At 58.6% G+C, this 14,317-nt stretch carries 10 protein-coding genes; 4 read left to right on the top strand and 6 right to left on the bottom strand.

Going from position 1 to position 14,317, the window contains the following annotated elements; all coding sequences use genetic code 11:
- Positions 1 to 250 precede the first annotated feature (250 nt).
- The 4 genes from K0O64_RS04260 to K0O64_RS04245 are packed head-to-tail and all read right to left on the bottom strand — an operon-like array spanning position 251 to position 7,506.
- A complete protein-coding gene (locus tag K0O64_RS04260) occupies positions 251 to 2,314 on the bottom strand; it encodes an AIPR family protein (protein WP_220046094.1) in 2,064 nt (687 codons plus the stop codon).
- A gap of 18 nt (positions 2,315 to 2,332) precedes the next feature.
- Positions 2,333 to 3,307, bottom strand: coding sequence for a PD-(D/E)XK motif protein (locus tag K0O64_RS04255; RefSeq protein WP_220046093.1), 975 nt, complete (start codon positions 3,305 to 3,307; stop codon positions 2,333 to 2,335).
- A complete protein-coding gene (locus K0O64_RS04250; RefSeq protein ID WP_220046092.1) occupies positions 3,300 to 6,053 on the bottom strand; it encodes a Z1 domain-containing protein in 2,754 nt (917 codons plus the stop codon). The genes K0O64_RS04255 and K0O64_RS04250 overlap by 8 nt, the downstream gene beginning before the upstream one ends.
- Entirely contained in the window at positions 6,043 to 7,506 is a 1,464-nt protein-coding gene (locus K0O64_RS04245) for an ATP-binding protein (protein ID WP_220046091.1), read from the bottom strand. Before K0O64_RS04245 ends, K0O64_RS04250 begins: the two co-directional genes overlap by 11 nt.
- 467 nt (positions 7,507 to 7,973) lie before the next feature.
- On the opposite strand from K0O64_RS04245, the gene K0O64_RS04240 reads away from it, so the two are divergent.
- Positions 7,974 to 9,263: an ATP-binding protein gene (locus tag K0O64_RS04240; RefSeq protein ID WP_220046090.1), complete on the top strand. Its 1,290-nt coding sequence runs from the start codon at positions 7,974 to 7,976 to the stop codon at positions 9,261 to 9,263.
- On the opposite strand, the gene K0O64_RS04235 is transcribed toward K0O64_RS04240, so the two are convergent.
- The gene (locus tag K0O64_RS04235) at positions 9,260 to 11,206 is read right to left on the bottom strand and encodes a DNA cytosine methyltransferase (RefSeq protein ID WP_220046089.1); all 1,947 of its coding nucleotides are present in this window, start codon (positions 11,204 to 11,206) and stop codon (positions 9,260 to 9,262) included. The two genes, K0O64_RS04240 and K0O64_RS04235, sit on opposite strands and share 4 nt — an antisense overlap.
- A gap of 133 nt (positions 11,207 to 11,339) precedes the next feature.
- Here K0O64_RS04235 and K0O64_RS04230 point away from each other — a divergent pair, with 133 nt between their 5' ends.
- On the top strand, positions 11,340 to 11,723 hold the full coding sequence (locus K0O64_RS04230; RefSeq protein WP_220046088.1) for a very short patch repair endonuclease: 384 nt from the start codon (positions 11,340 to 11,342) through the stop codon (positions 11,721 to 11,723).
- A gap of 15 nt (positions 11,724 to 11,738) precedes the next feature.
- On the opposite strand, the gene K0O64_RS04225 is transcribed toward K0O64_RS04230, so the two are convergent.
- Positions 11,739 to 12,158, bottom strand: coding sequence for a hypothetical protein (locus tag K0O64_RS04225; RefSeq protein WP_125477385.1), 420 nt, complete (start codon positions 12,156 to 12,158; stop codon positions 11,739 to 11,741).
- A gap of 157 nt (positions 12,159 to 12,315) precedes the next feature.
- On the opposite strand from K0O64_RS04225, the gene K0O64_RS30215 reads away from it, so the two are divergent.
- Together K0O64_RS30215 and K0O64_RS04215 are read left to right on the top strand one after the other, a co-directional pair.
- Entirely contained in the window at positions 12,316 to 13,938 is a 1,623-nt protein-coding gene (locus tag K0O64_RS30215) for a helix-turn-helix transcriptional regulator (protein WP_275085015.1), read from the top strand.
- 66 nt (positions 13,939 to 14,004) lie between these two features.
- Positions 14,005 to 14,316, top strand: coding sequence for a hypothetical protein (locus tag K0O64_RS04215; RefSeq protein WP_225933617.1), 312 nt, complete (start codon positions 14,005 to 14,007; stop codon positions 14,314 to 14,316).
- Position 14,317 lies beyond the last annotated feature (1 nt).

Here is a 14,317-nt window from a genome sequence, read left to right as displayed (position 1 = left end):
GTTACCCAGTGGCGCCGACAACGACGCCGAGTTCTGGCAGTCCCTTGTGAGATGTCGGGCAGTCGCTGCGTGGGTGGCGAGCGACCATTGTGAGCGTGAGGGCCGATGAGGAGGCCGTTCATGCGGCAGCCGTCAGCACCGGTTTCGAGGGGCCGCATAGTCGTCTCGGATGCGGTCGACGCTTCCGTTCACTACGGCCTCTAGGTCGAGAGTGTATGTCACTCGACGTTAATATTGGCGAACAGACGGCTTAGCCATCAAAAGTGAACCCGGCGTCACCCAACCGCCGCATAATATCGGCGATAAGAAGGCACTGCCGCTCGGTCGGAACTTTACTTTTCGCCATTAGCCTTACTAAGTCGGCATCTTTCGGACTCAACACCCTCCGTGTCAACCCAAATTCCTCGGCCGCTAACCATTTCGCAGCGGGGATTTGCACCAACCGCATTTGGAGTTCGATACTGTCATCGACCTTCCGCACCGAACGCGCCTCCTTAACAGCTACAGCACGCTTTTCGGGGTCGACAAGAGTGCCGAGAAACTCACCCGAGAGGTTCACTTGGACCTTCTCAACCGATTCCCAACACTCTTTCCTTTTCGCCCATTCCGTCACGTTTTGAACAGGCCGGTTACCATCTGTCAACAGGCTGAGAACGACTCGGCCAATCTGGAGTGCCACATCTTGCATAGCGTTGGGGGTCGACTGAGCGTTCCAGACCGACATCAAATCGATATGACGTCCGCCGCCTTGACGCTCAGCTTCGTGCACGAGTTTGGCGATCGTGTAGGTAACGATGTTTGCGAGGTATCCCTTATCGTACCAGTCGGCCCGAGCCACGAGAGTCCTAATATCGTTATATATAATGGCTTTAGCTACAACCTCTTTGTAATATAACTCATTGAACCCTGCTGGCGATTTCTCCCATTTTGAACCAACAGCCTCCGCGAACGCCACAAAGTTTTTCTGTGCCCCAGCGCTCACGATATGGGGCTTCCGCTCGTACGAAATCTCATACTTGGCCAAGTCGGTCTTGGTCATGACTTGCTTGCGCGGATACATCGCGTCAAATTTCTTTTGATCTGCCGCAGACAATTTAGATCGCTCGTTCGCATATTGCCCGCGTGTACGTTCGTAGAACCATTTCGTCTGATAATTAACCCCGGACTTCGCTGGGACGAGCGTTCGACGCGAAAGATCCTCCATCCGCACATGGAAGGGGCTGTTCGAAAAGAAGTCAACCTCACTCACTCTATTCTGACTGTTCGCGTATCGAGAAATGTCAGGCACCATCTGGGCTGCGAGTTCAGGATCCACTACCACCAATTTCATCTGCACATGAACGGGGTCTAAGTCTGCTTGTTTGTCGTCGCGCCTGATGAAGAAGAGGGAGGCAGTAGTCTGACCCCCGTTAACTATTTGCAAATCACGAATTACTTGAATCGAGCACTTTCCACCGAGATCCTCCGCAGCCTTCACACCGGTCGCAGTTGCGGTTATGCCGTTGTTGTAGGCCAAGAACCGACCAGGCTCTTTTTGTACCGTCGCACGTATACCTTTATTCACTTTTCCCCGAGCGCTGAGATATGAACGCACATTGCTCTCGAGAAGGCGACTACCGTATCGCGCATAGAGATCAGCGATAAGCGATCCCGGCACCGCTGCAAGGTATGTCGAAAAATCTTCGCCTTGGGTTATCTTCAGCGCGGGCAGGCCGCCGTCGATCCACTCGCACAGATCAATGTCCAACTCCTCGCGGCCCTGCTTGGACTCGTAGACTTGGTGCAGACGGGCTATATCCCAGATATGGTGTTCTACCGCTATCCCGTCGAGGTCATAGCCTTCGATCGTTTTGGACCGATCGCTGAGCTTTGCATCGGTAATAAGATAGAGCCGATACCGGCTCACACTCCGACCCCTCTCGCGAAGAGACTTTGCGAGCATATAAGCGGGCGAACTCTCCTCTCGATCCCGTATAAAGTCGCCGCTGAGCGAATCCTTCAGGAAGCTTTCGAGTTGGGTTAGAGCTTTCTTAATATCGGTCATACGCAAAGTTGAAAGGCTCGCAGACCCCGTGAATACCAATACCGCTAGGGCCACTGACCCGTCGGGATCATCAAGGTCGTAACCGTCGACGAGTAATTTGCGCTTGCTCTGCCCAACGCCTTCAAAATGCATGGTCGTCAAGTTTTCGATTTCGCCGGCGTCTGCGAGTTCTTCTGCCACCTCGGACAAGAACGCAACTGAGGTGTAGTCGTCATCGGTTTCGGCACGAACTGAGACTCTGTTCCTGAGCTCTTGGTAGTAGTCGTCCACGTTCATCTAGGTTCACTCTCACTGCTGGGTCGGTCCACCACTCTGCCAAGAAGAAGATCGATAGTCTCTTATGCCGTAAAGCGCAATATCGTAGTGCACGTTGTCTATAGTCGCATCGAGGGCCGACCGCCGGATCGACGGGAATGAGCCGTCCACCCTATAGACGGAACATTCATCAACTCGAAACCAGTAGTCGTCGTAGTACGAGTCGTCGACATCGACACCGAGTGATCTTATTCTCGCACGCAATTCGTCAACGCCACCGATATTATCCGTCAGCATCGCCTCAATCTGACGCACCAGAACCGGCAGTGATGCGGCAGTCGGCTCCGATGATTCGACCTCAGTGATCGTCACAACGGCGAGCTCAAGAGAGCCGAAGGATATATCTAACTGTTCCGCGGAGGAAATCCGTACATGTGTGGAATCAGCATGAATTGTCTTGACCTCGTATGATTCTCTCGACGGAAGGTTGAAGTCTTGCGGACTTCCAAATGGGCCGCTCCACGCGCGTACCACCAGTGATGGTGGGACCCAACTAGCAATGCGGTAGAAGCCGAACCACAGTTCACCGAACAACCCCCTAATTGCAGACAACGAGAGACGCTGGCCCGCACCGTACTTGAACAGCTCTTTCCACTGCTCGACCGCGCGGGCGAGCAGCTGGAGGGCATGGGACTCGTTTCGCCCCAGCCTCGAACTGTCCACCAAGTCGTCGCCCAAGCGCATGAATGCATCGACAAATCGTCGGTCCCTCAAGGTCAGTGAAAGTGTCCATCGGCCATCGATTTTCCGAACCCCACGGTCGACAACTACTGCGTCAGAGAGTGTCACCAAACCCGGCTTAGCTTCAGAGACGACGAAAAAGAGTGGACGACCGCCCTGGTCGCTTCCATAGAAGAGTCTCAGCGGATGCGTGTCGTCGACTTCGATCTGGCGGCCGGGTTCATCTTTCACCAGCCGAAGCCAAGACTCGATGAATTCGTTAGTCATCAACGTCCTCTTCGCTGACCAGATCGTCGAAGTCCGGGAACCAAGTACGCAACGCGACAGAGTTGATCACATACTGGACGTCCCCAGTATTGTCGCCCCGCAACGAATCACCGGGGAAGGCAAGCTTGAGAGCGACTACCAACACACCGGCATCTTGGATTGCCTTGGCTGCGTGCTCAGCTGGTGTCTTCGCGACTTGAATCGCCGCTGGTTCTCCAGCCGGCCGCAACGCATAAATGAGCAGTGCGGGTCGATCAAGTTTCGGGTAGTACTCGGTCTCTGGGACCGCCTTGCCGGGCTGCTTCTGAACAAACTCGGAACGCACCTGAGAAACGACATCGCTGTCCATCACGTTTGTCAGGTCGTCCGCGCCGGCGAGGCGAGCACTCTTGCCCCCCAGCCGTAGCTCATCTGCTTGGCCTTGAATAAAACTTCGCTGCGGTGGCCTGAATGTGACATCACCCATCGACAGCGGCGTTGATGCTGGGCCACCGTTCACTAGAACGACATCCCACTGACGAAATCCGTCGATACCGTTCGTCCGCACAAATTTGCTAATGGCAGCTTGGGAGAACAACTCATCAGTGCTGTGCGCCTTAAATGCGTCGAGGAAGTCTGCAATCAGCGCCTTAGGAACACCTTGCCACCATCGGTATCCTCGAGGCGTATCGCCATGTCTGTACTCACGATTGTCGATGACTTCCAAGAACTCTTCGAACGCCTGGAAGTTGGCCCTCAAGGTCTCCGCGTCAGCGGGTAGTTTGACAGTCTCAATCCGCTTTCCGATCAAAGAAATTATCGCCGTGCGGGTTTCGGCAGCCTTCATCTTGTTCTTCGCCGTGACAAGTAGCGCACCTGGGTGCTTGCGTACAGCTAGGCCGAAGTCAGACGGCGTCAGCTTCTGATCGAACATGGCACGCAGATCGCGCCTCAGCTCTGCCACCGAATCGGCCACGAACCGGTAGTCCGCAGCGACCGACGGATCAATCCACAGCCGACAGAGGTCGTGGTACCCATCTCTGTATCCGAACCAGCGAGCCATCTGAAGCAGCGTGTCGGACGCCTGAGTGCGGCGCCAAAAGTAACTCGTACTCAACCCGTCCAGGGTTAGTCCTCGGCTTAGGACGTCGCCACCAACTGCGATCAAGCGCCGAGGGCGATCCCAAATAACCTCTTCTTCAGCAAGCTGACGGTCCTTGTCGGAGTTGAAGAGCTGGACGCGAATATCAGAGACGGCAGAAGTCAGCGCGGAAAGTACCGTTGGCCAAGGGAACTCGCAGTCGGGATAGACCGACTGATAGACTCCCTCGAGCATGGTGAGTTCCTCATTCAATTCACCGCGTGCATGAAGAACAGAGTAGAGCTCGATCGCGGTCTTAATCCTCGCTACCTCGGCCTCAACCAAGTCGAAGACTTGGCGCTGAACCCGCTTGAACCGACTAACATTTATCAGCATCGAGCGAGCTTCGTTCTGTCCTCGCAGGTCGCGGACTGCGTTTGCGATGAAGAACGCACGGACGGCATCTACCAGACTCGGCGGGATTCCGTCTACCGGATGACCTGACTTGTGTTTAAGGGGTATCCACTCTTCAACGTCATCCAATTCGATGACGTTGGCTGTGTTTTCGCCCCCCGTCGATCCAAACGTTGCCTCCGCGCCGACGTAGTTGGTAGGCGATTCCAGCGCGTAGATGAAATCTCGCGGAAAGAGGTCATCTGTATTGTCGCAATCGATAAAGATATTCGCGAAAGGCGTTGCAGTGAAGGCGATGTACGAACTTCGCAGGAATTGGGCGAGTATGCCGCGGATTGCATCGTTAATCGCAGTTGGATTATCTTCCTCCTTGGTATTGACAGACGCATAATCAGACTCGTCGTCGAGCAGCAGAAGTGGTACATCCAGTTGACCAGCGGTCTTCGGCTGCTCGTCGAGCCACTGAGACAGAGCCAACAGCACGCTCTTGTTTTTCTTGACTACAAAAACGTAGGGCGCCGAAGCTTTTGAATCGATTGTTATGCTCGTGGCCTCACGACTGGATTTGGTGAAATCACGTGCCGCTGTTGTCATTCCTTGCGGGTTAGCGATCTGCTTATTGATCCCACCTACGCCGATAAGACGCTGGGTTGTCGTGGTACCCGCTCGATTGGCGTTACGTGACGTATCGCGACCGATGAAGCCTTCGTCTACGCGCCGCTGAGTCTGCTGGCGCAGGTATTCAGTATGACCTGCGAGCACGATGATGAGGCGGTAGCCGGCGTCCGCGGCCTTATTGAAGAGTGCCAAGTACGAGGCTGTCTTTCCGGATTGAACGTCACCCAAAACCAGACCACGCCGAGCCCAACCTCCTTCGATATTCGGGTTGCCCGCGAAATCCAAGATTTGGTCGGTTAATTCATCGAGCTTCTCCACCACGCGGGGTGGCCACTTGGCATTGATCAGGTATTGCTTGTAGGTAAGCCACCGCGACCATACGATGTCTCTGCGCCTGTCCGCGAGCCAAGGCTTGTAGTCCTCGGCATAAACGGCCACGCCGCGTTCAACATCGATGCTCAGTCGAGCAATCAAGCGGCGGGTCAGCTCTTCGCAGTCCGCGTCAGACGCCAGCGAAGCGGTGATCGCCCGGTACTTTTCTACCGTCGACCGGAGTGCTTCCTCCGAGTGATTTGCATTGCCAAGCAAGGAGGTAACGATTGCTTCGAGTTCTTGCAGCTGCCGCTTGACCTCGTCCGCGTTGTCAGACGTCATCTTTTGTCGCTTCCGTAAGTATGCCGATCGGATTACTGGCCCCGCTGAATGGCTCCACGTATTGCAGTTTCGAAGCGAAGTCTTCGGGGCTGCTCCCTTCCTCGCGTTGCACGGCCCACAGGCGCCGGGCTAGCGAAAGCAATTCCTGATAATCGGCACCGTCATTGATTGGAACCTGGTCTGCGCCGAGTCTGTTGTAGGCGTCATGAATGGGGAAGGTGACTTCGATCAGCTGTAGCGCCCGACTGATGTCGACCGCCGCCGGCCCATCGACCTCATCCCCGATCGCTTTAATAAGAGGATGCTCACGATTGATCGAGTATCGAAAGCCTTCTCGCTCTTCGATGAGTGTCCAAACACGCGTCAGTGGATCGCCCGAAGCTGCACGGCCCCGATACGTGTGCGCCTTGCGGCTCGGCTCGATGATGCGGTTGACAATCCTCCGCAACTCGCGCTTGATCGCGGGTGGTGGGACGGCGGCGGACTTTTTGATATCCAAAGCCCATAGGTGATCAAGGGTGTTGGGCACGTCCACCAACACTCGCGCCAGACGACCCACATCCTGTTTCGGGAGAATGCTGAACCAAGTTCCCCAAATAACAAGCCGCATCTGGCGGTATATGTAGAAGCCTTGGCTTTCCCGAAGCGTCGTTGTGATACCGGCTCGCCGCCGATCCGTCTCAGTCAATTTTGTGATGAATGGCAACGTGAACGGGTGCGCAGTGACTACCTGTCCGTCGACGTAGAACGATTCTGCCGGCCCGACTTGGGTCGCTCGACGATCCTTCAGAAAGGGATCGATCTTTTCTGGACGTTTCCCGTTGATTTCGATAGAAAACGGACGGCCGTGTTCGCCATCCAGATAGCGGTGAAACACCAAGGCCAAGTGGTTACGGGTTTCGATCAACGCCTCGTCTAGAGACGCCTGATCCATACCGCGAGCATCTGCGAGATAGTCCAGGTCACGCCAGAGCACCATGGTCCCTTTCTCTTTTGAGAGAAAGGGGGACACGCGAGGCAACTCCTCAATCTCGGCATTTGACAACTCGATCAGAGCCCACCGGCCTACGGCCGCCAGGTGGTCCAGACTCCAGGTATAGCCACAGACGTTTCCACCTTTTCGCGACACAACGGTCAACGTGCGGCATTGGGAAAGCGACGCTGTCTTCAAACCCAAACCGAAGCGACCTAGATCAGTCGCGCCCCGAGGCGCTTTTGCGCCCCGGCCCGCGAGACGCATTGCGCATCTAACTTCCTCCGCGGTCATACCGTCACCGTCATCAATGATTGCCAAATGATCGGCCACAGCGCTGTTAAAAAAGATCTCGACCTTCGCTGCGTTCGCGGAGATTGAGTTATCGACGATGTCGGCTATGGCAGTTTGAAGGGTATAGCCGACCGCACGCATCGATTCCATTAGCTGAGGTTCAGGTGGTACTTCGATGTCACGCACGGTGACTCCACGATTTGCTCGGGTCGAGCTCGGCCTTAAAACAGGGAGCCGTCATGTCCGACAGCAAACCCTTTCCGCGGCCTCCCCTGTCGTGGTTCCTCAGTCCACCCGCTACCCGGACGATGTCGAGTTCTGGCCGGGAAATCACCCCCAATTTCACAGCTCGCAGTGTACGTACTTGAGCCTGCTTTCCAGAGGTAAACCACGGCCTTCACGGCCGGCTCTCATCGTGGTCTAACGTGGCTCGCGGTCCGTCCACTCCCGCGACGGAGCGCCTCGGTTGTGCGAGACATCCCCTGTATCGAGAGGACTCGAAACGGAAGTTCGTTCGCACGTGACATCTTCTGGCGACAGAACGTAGGGAACTTGGACCTCGGGGCTTGCGGGCCGCGAGTCGGCCGCAATTTGTCAGACCGTGCTGCTTAACTTATCCCTAAGTACAGAACTGTTCCCGGAGCGTTGGTTCAATGAAACTTTCCAGTGCGGCCCCCTCAGCAGCTAGGCTTACCTCCTCGCTGCGCGACATCGGCTACGACTTCGTCAGTGCCGTCGCGGATCTCATCGACAACAGCATCTCAGCTGGGGCGAGCGACGTCGCGGTCGAGATCGAGTTCGCCGGGCCTGACTCCAAGGTCTTCATCGCAGATAACGGCTCCGGTCTGAACGCGCGCGGAATGACCGAAGCGCTCCGATTCGGCAGCCGACGCGGGTACGGATCCGGTGACCTAGGACGATACGGGCTTGGTCTCAAGACAGCGTCCCTGTCCCAAGCGCGGCGCGTCACGGTTGTCTCACGACCGGCCGACCGAAAACGCGCAATCTGGCGAGCGCTCGACTTGGATCTCATCGCAGAATTCGACGACTGGGTCCTTGCCGAGTATCCCCATGATCAAGCCGTCGCGCGTAGCGAAGAAATGCTCGGGGCCGGCACCGGCACAGTCGTCGTGTGGCAAAACCTTGACCGCGTGTTACCAGCTTCTGGAGCCGAAGGAGGGTGGGCCAAGCGGCGTTTCGAGGTCTTGGTCGACAAGACCAAACGGCATTTGGCGATGGTGTTTCACCGTTTCCTCACCGGTGAGAACAAGGCGCCGCGGATAACTATCCGCGTGAATGGCGACAAGGTGCAGGCGTGGGACCCCTTCGTTCGGCATGAACCGGGGACCCAGCAGTTGGCCACTCAACGATTTGAACTCGAAAGCGCCGCCGGCGTCGGAGCGGTGCAACTGCGTCGGTACATCCTCCCTGGCAAGAGGACATTTAGTTCTGTCGACGCGTTCGAAAGCGCGGCGGGCCCGCTCAACTGGAACCGTCAGCAGGGGCTATATGTCTATCGCGAAAATCGGCTGGTGCAATGGGGTAGTTGGGCCGGCACCCGAGGTATCGACGAACACACCAAACTTGCGCGGGCGAGCCTCGATTTTACGAGTACGCTCGACGAAGTCTTCAACATCAACGTTGCGAAGATGCGCGTATCCGTTCCCGCACAGCTCAAGCAGATGCTCGACCGACCCGTCAGCGAGCTTTGCATCCTGGCTGACCGGGTCTACCGGCGCCAAAATGCCGACACCGTCGACGCGGACCCAGACGATGATGTGGTTGAGCGCGAGGATAAGGCCCCAATGAGTGGGCCACTGTCCGAAGTTGGATTGGCGCTGAAGTCGGCCGCCATCCAATCAGGGGACTACGAGGGTTTTAAAAAAATCATGGGCATAATCCGGGACCAGCACCCTGAACTCGCGCGCGGCCTCGGCTTCTAAACAAGCGCGGACGCACACCATCGCCGCAACGGACAGCCGCTGCAGCGCGGGCGGTCCACGACGCAGATCTCATTAGCGAGCGCAATTAAGCCCAGGTGGGCGGGTCGGGAGTGTTCGCTGAAGCCGATCATGCTCGCGACCGCGATACGCCCATCAGTCTGGACGTTTCGCTTGTCGGCGTCGTTACCCTGGAACCTGCTCGCCACGCGCAGAACACCTTTGGTGATGAGGACGGGTTCCTCACTTTCTCCGTCTCCGACGGTCACAGGCAACGCAAGCTCGACAAGATCAGCCAGCGCAGGCGAGATGGCAGGCAGTGCACCACGTTCGATTGTCGGTTGCCACAGGGCATCGGGCGCTGCCGCCATCTGTTCAACGAGCTGACGAACCGCCGAGACCCGTTGCCCACGCCCAACTCCCGACATCAACTCGCCGAGTAGATCGAGCGCGGCGGCATCCGGCAGAAGGCCCGGCTGCAATTCATGCGTACCGGTGTCGATTACCCGCCACACCGCGTTCACGACTGTGGGCGTAGCGCGGTCCAACAGCATCTCGCCGAGCACGAATTTCCAGCGATTAGTCGTGGTCAACCACGGCATCGAAGGAATAAGGTGCTGCTTCCGGAACCAGCGAGCCAGCTCCATCGAAGTCTTCCGAGTCGAGAGCCTGGTCTTAGTCGCTTCGCGCAGCGCGGCTTGGACGGCCTCACCGATAACTTGGCCGACTAGCGGAGGTACCGCGTTGCCGATCTGTTTGAACGCCACGGACGGTGGCCCTGCAAATCGGAAGTCATCGGGGAAGGTTTGGATCCGCGCCGCCTCCCTCACCGTGAGGGTGCGCGCTTGTCGCGGGTGGATATACCAGTAGCCGTCCTTTGCAATGTGCGCGGTGATGGTCCGTGACAGGTCGTTCTCATCTAGCTTTTTGTACTTGTCGTCGAAGATGTCCTTCCGATAGCGCTGAAATTCCGGTGCGAGATCGGTGTATTTCGTCTTATGCGTCATCGACTCGAAGGCAGCCCGGTCATCCTCGCGAACCGGCCTGGTGATGTGGTCGAACAACTTCTCGGTATCTTCCGCGGACACTCTCCGCCGCATCCACGTCTGGTACTCGGTACGCGGGCCGGCGTAGTCCGCCCATCCGAACGCTCCACCATCCGGCCGCCATCCCCCCTCAACTTCGGGCATGTCACCGATTGCATTCCACAACGTCACACGCTTCTCGGATTCCTGCGGCCAGCTGAACGCTAACCCGTCGCGCAGAGCCACGAACAATAGGCGCTGCCTCATTTGAGGTGCGCCGTAGCGCCAACTCTCTATGACCCGTGCCGATACCGAATACCCAAGCTGTTCAAGCTCTTCGGTCATGCTGCGCAAGATGAACATCTCTCGGTCCAGCGCCATATCGGGAACGTTCTCCATCATCACAGCCCGCGGTCGAGCCAGCTGCACTACCTCCAAGAACGACCGCCACAAATCGCGACGTTCGTCGTGTGGATCGGCTGCGCCGGTCATCACCCGATGACGGATCATTGAGCGACCCGCTCGCGAGAATGGCTGACATGGGGGACCACCGGCTAGCAGGTCAACCTTGTTGCGTTTCAGTATCTTCGCGACTCGCTGGATCGTCTCCGGATCCGCCATATCCTCTTCCACGGACATACCCGCGAAGTGGTGGCGATGAGTCTCGACGGCAAACCGATAATGATCGACTCCGAGTACGACTCTGAAGCCGGCGTCTTCCAGCCCGAGGCTCATGCCCCCAGCCCCGCTGAACAAGTCGGCTGCGAGCGGCACGCCGTGGGACCGAAGGTCGTTGCACAGCGCAACAAGTTCCTTCTCAGAAGCAGTGTGGCCCGGATGGTCGGGCAGTTCCACGAACGGGCCTCGAACCTGCTTCACCGCGTAGTTTGGTGTCGAAATTTCCGTCACCTGCTCACTCATGCGGCCAGACTAAAGTAGTGGTGTGACGCTCGGTCGAGGCTCGCCGTCTAATCGGCCAAGCCAACGGGTCGGGCCTGACACACCCTCCGCGCCGGTCCCGTTGCATCCGCCAACCGACATTGTTCGACGACAAATGCGTGCCCAGAAAACGACTGGGACCAAGATCGAGCTCCGAGTGCGGCGGGCACTGCACGCCCGAGGCTATCGCTACAGGGTCAACCGCAGGCTATTGCCCGATCATGCCTTCCGTGGTGACATCGTATGGTCAGGCCGCCGAGTGGTGGTTTTCCTCGACGGCTGCTTTTGGCATGGATGCCCCGTCCACGGCACCGAACCCAAGTCGAATCGGGCTTGGTGGAAAGCAAAACTCGAGGGTAATCAAGAGCGAGATCGGCGCGTCGACGATCTCCTGCGGCAGCGAGGGTGGACGGTTCTGAGATTCTGGGAGCACGACGATCCCGCCGCAATAGTCGAGGCAATTGTCCAATGCTTACAAACCGGCGAAACTGAACAGTGAGGGGACGCCAAACCCCTAAGCAGCCACCAACGTAATCGGAACCACCGACTGCCCGGGCCGGGTCATCACGCAATTACCCTGCTGGATCTCAGTCACCTGACCCGACAGCGTCTGGGTGTTCCACGTGAAGACCATCGCACCCTTGGTCTTGGACCGGTCCGGACACACCGGCACCTGGCCCACGACGCGCATCATCCAGGTGTGAGCGCCTTGGTAGACGGCCTGCCCCGTAATCAGCGGCGAGGTCACGTTGGCCAGGCAGCCTGTCTCGATCACATTGCACAGGTTCGAGATGGTCCAGGTATCGATGATCTCGTTCGGACCCTTCACGGTGTAGCTGCCGCTCATCAGATCGTCGGCCGCAGACGCAATAGGTGCACTAGCCAACGCAAGGCAGCCCACGACGGCGCCTACAACGACACGGCCTGCGCGCATGAACAACTCCTCACCCAACCTCGACAGCTGTCAACAGTATGCCGACAACCTGCGAACCCGCAGCGCGAGAGTCGTCGCAAACCAATCGTTCACCGACAACCCGCGCTGTTCAGCCAGTACATCGCCACTACCCGCGTTACCGTTAACGCCGATCACCATGGCGAATTCCAGCGAACTCGAGGCCGCACGCACCGCCTACTTAGCAGGCGACTGGCGCACCGCCTACGACCACTTCACCCGCGCCCAAGAATCCGACGAAATCACCACCGACGACCTGTCCAGCTACGGCCTCGCCGCTTGGCGCCTCGGCTACGGCCGGCACTCCATGCAGCTCTCTGAGCAGGCGTTTAACCGCCTCAACGCCGCCAACGACACCCACGGCGCCGCCATGAAAGCCGTCGAGGTTGCCCTGCAATGGTTCAACGGCGGCGACCTCACCATCACCCGCGTCTGGATCAACCGCGCCCGCCGCCTGCACGACAAGCAGCCCGACGACCGCATCCTGGCCTATCTGCTCTACGTCGACTCCCTCGTCGCCATCGACGAGGCCCGCAACGACGTCGCCAAAGACCTCGCCGAGCAGCTCCAAGAAGTCACGGACAGACTGAACGACCCTGGCTTCAACGCGCTGTGCTCCACCGCCAGTGGCGTCACCATGCTGCCGTTCGCCCGCACCAGCGAAGCCTTCGCCCAACTCGACGAGGCGATGATGCCGGTGCTGGCCGACCAGGTTCCCGTCGACTGGGCCGGCGACATCTACTGCGCCGTCATCCACGAATGCCATCGCCTCGCCGACCTCAACCGCATGAAGACCTGGTTCGAAGCCATGGAGGTCTGGCGCAAAGGCCCCAAAGTCACCGCCTCCTGGTACGGCACCACCTGCGAGGTCCACAAGATGGACCTACACAGCGCCACCAAAACCCTGACTGAGGTGGAGCAGCGCCTCGTCGACGCCATCGCCGCCATGGGTGACTTCCCCGGCACAGCGGGCAAGGGCTACTGCGAACTCGGCGAGATCCGCCGCCGCAAAGGCGACGCCGACGGCGCCCGCCAAGCCTTCAAACAAGCCCGGGAACACAACAAGGACCCGCAACCCGGCGAGGCCCTCTTAAGGTGCCAGCTCGGTGAGGCCGACGCCGCCGCCACCGACCTGCGCATGCGGATGGACGCTGAGCAGGACGAGATCAACCGGCTCCGGCTGCTGCCCGCCGCCGTCGAAATCGCCTTGGCCCGAGGCAAAGTCGACGAAGCCGACCGCTACTGCACCGAACTCGAAGCCGGTGCCGAAAAGTTCGACTCCCCCGGCTTCCGCGCCTGGGGGCGCCATGCCCGCGGCGCCGTCCTGGTTAAGCAAGGCCACCACACCGAAGCGCTCCCCGTTCTGCAAGACGCCTTGCGCCGCTACCGCGCGACCCAGTGCCGCTACGAAATGGCCCAGGTATACGAGTGGCTGTCACTGGCACACACGGGCAGTGGCAATGCTGAAGCAGCAGAAGCTGATACCGCCAATGCCCAAGCCATCTACCAACAGCTCGGCGCTGCCCCGAGCCAGGCCAGCACCCCAGCACCCGGCGGCCTGACCAAGCGAGAGCTCGAGGTGCTGGCCGGCATCGCCGCCGGCGCCTCCAACCGTGACCTCGGCAAGCAGCTCTTCATCAGCGAGAAAACCGTCGGCCGACACCTGGCCAACATCTACGTCAAACTCGGCGTCTCCTCGCGCACCGCAGCCGCCGCCTGGGCCCACGAAAACAAGGTCCGACCTACATCATTTGCACCATAGCCACGCTGCACAAACGCACTGTTCGACCGATGATGTGAGGTGCCCGCGCGCCATAGCGTCATGAGCATGATCAACGCCACCGCCGCCAAGCTCGCGCTCGCCACCCTCGCCGCCCCGGTCCTGGCCGCCCTCGCGGTCGGGCTGGCCGGCCACGCCGCCGCCGAAACCCCCCAGACCGACGGTGGCACCGTCTCGGCCAGCGACACGCTGACCCAGCTGCAGGACCAAGGGATGCGGGTGGTCGTCAACAAGACCGGCAACGCCCCGATGGAGAACTGCTCGGTGATCTCGGTGCACCAGGACCGCCACGAGCATCACGGCGGCCAGAACCGCGACGCATTCGAAACCGCCTACGTCGACGTGTTCTGCCACGAGTAAG

Source organism: Mycolicibacterium pallens (assembly GCF_019456675.1).
In the GTDB taxonomy this organism is placed as follows: domain Bacteria; phylum Actinomycetota; class Actinomycetes; order Mycobacteriales; family Mycobacteriaceae; genus Mycobacterium; species Mycobacterium crocinum.
Note: the sequence above shows the minus strand (reverse complement) of the source record. Positions and strands in the feature narration are given on the sequence as shown.

Coding starts and splice junctions, on each gene's coding strand:
- K0O64_RS04255 (WP_220046093.1), bottom strand. CDS start 3,307: ATGACTAACGAATTCATCGAGTCTTGGCTTCGGCTGGTGAAAGATGAA.
- K0O64_RS04250 (WP_220046092.1), bottom strand. CDS start 6,053: ATGACGTCTGACAACGCGGACGAGGTCAAGCGGCAGCTGCAAGAACTC.
- K0O64_RS04240 (WP_220046090.1), top strand. CDS start 7,974: ATGAAACTTTCCAGTGCGGCCCCCTCAGCAGCTAGGCTTACCTCCTCG.
- K0O64_RS04235 (WP_220046089.1), bottom strand. CDS start 11,206: ATGAGTGAGCAGGTGACGGAAATTTCGACACCAAACTACGCGGTGAAG.
- K0O64_RS04230 (WP_220046088.1), top strand. CDS start 11,340: ATGCGTGCCCAGAAAACGACTGGGACCAAGATCGAGCTCCGAGTGCGG.
- K0O64_RS04225 (WP_125477385.1), bottom strand. CDS start 12,158: ATGCGCGCAGGCCGTGTCGTTGTAGGCGCCGTCGTGGGCTGCCTTGCG.
- K0O64_RS30215 (WP_275085015.1), top strand. CDS start 12,316: ATGGCGAATTCCAGCGAACTCGAGGCCGCACGCACCGCCTACTTAGCA.
- K0O64_RS04215 (WP_225933617.1), top strand. CDS start 14,005: ATGATCAACGCCACCGCCGCCAAGCTCGCGCTCGCCACCCTCGCCGCC.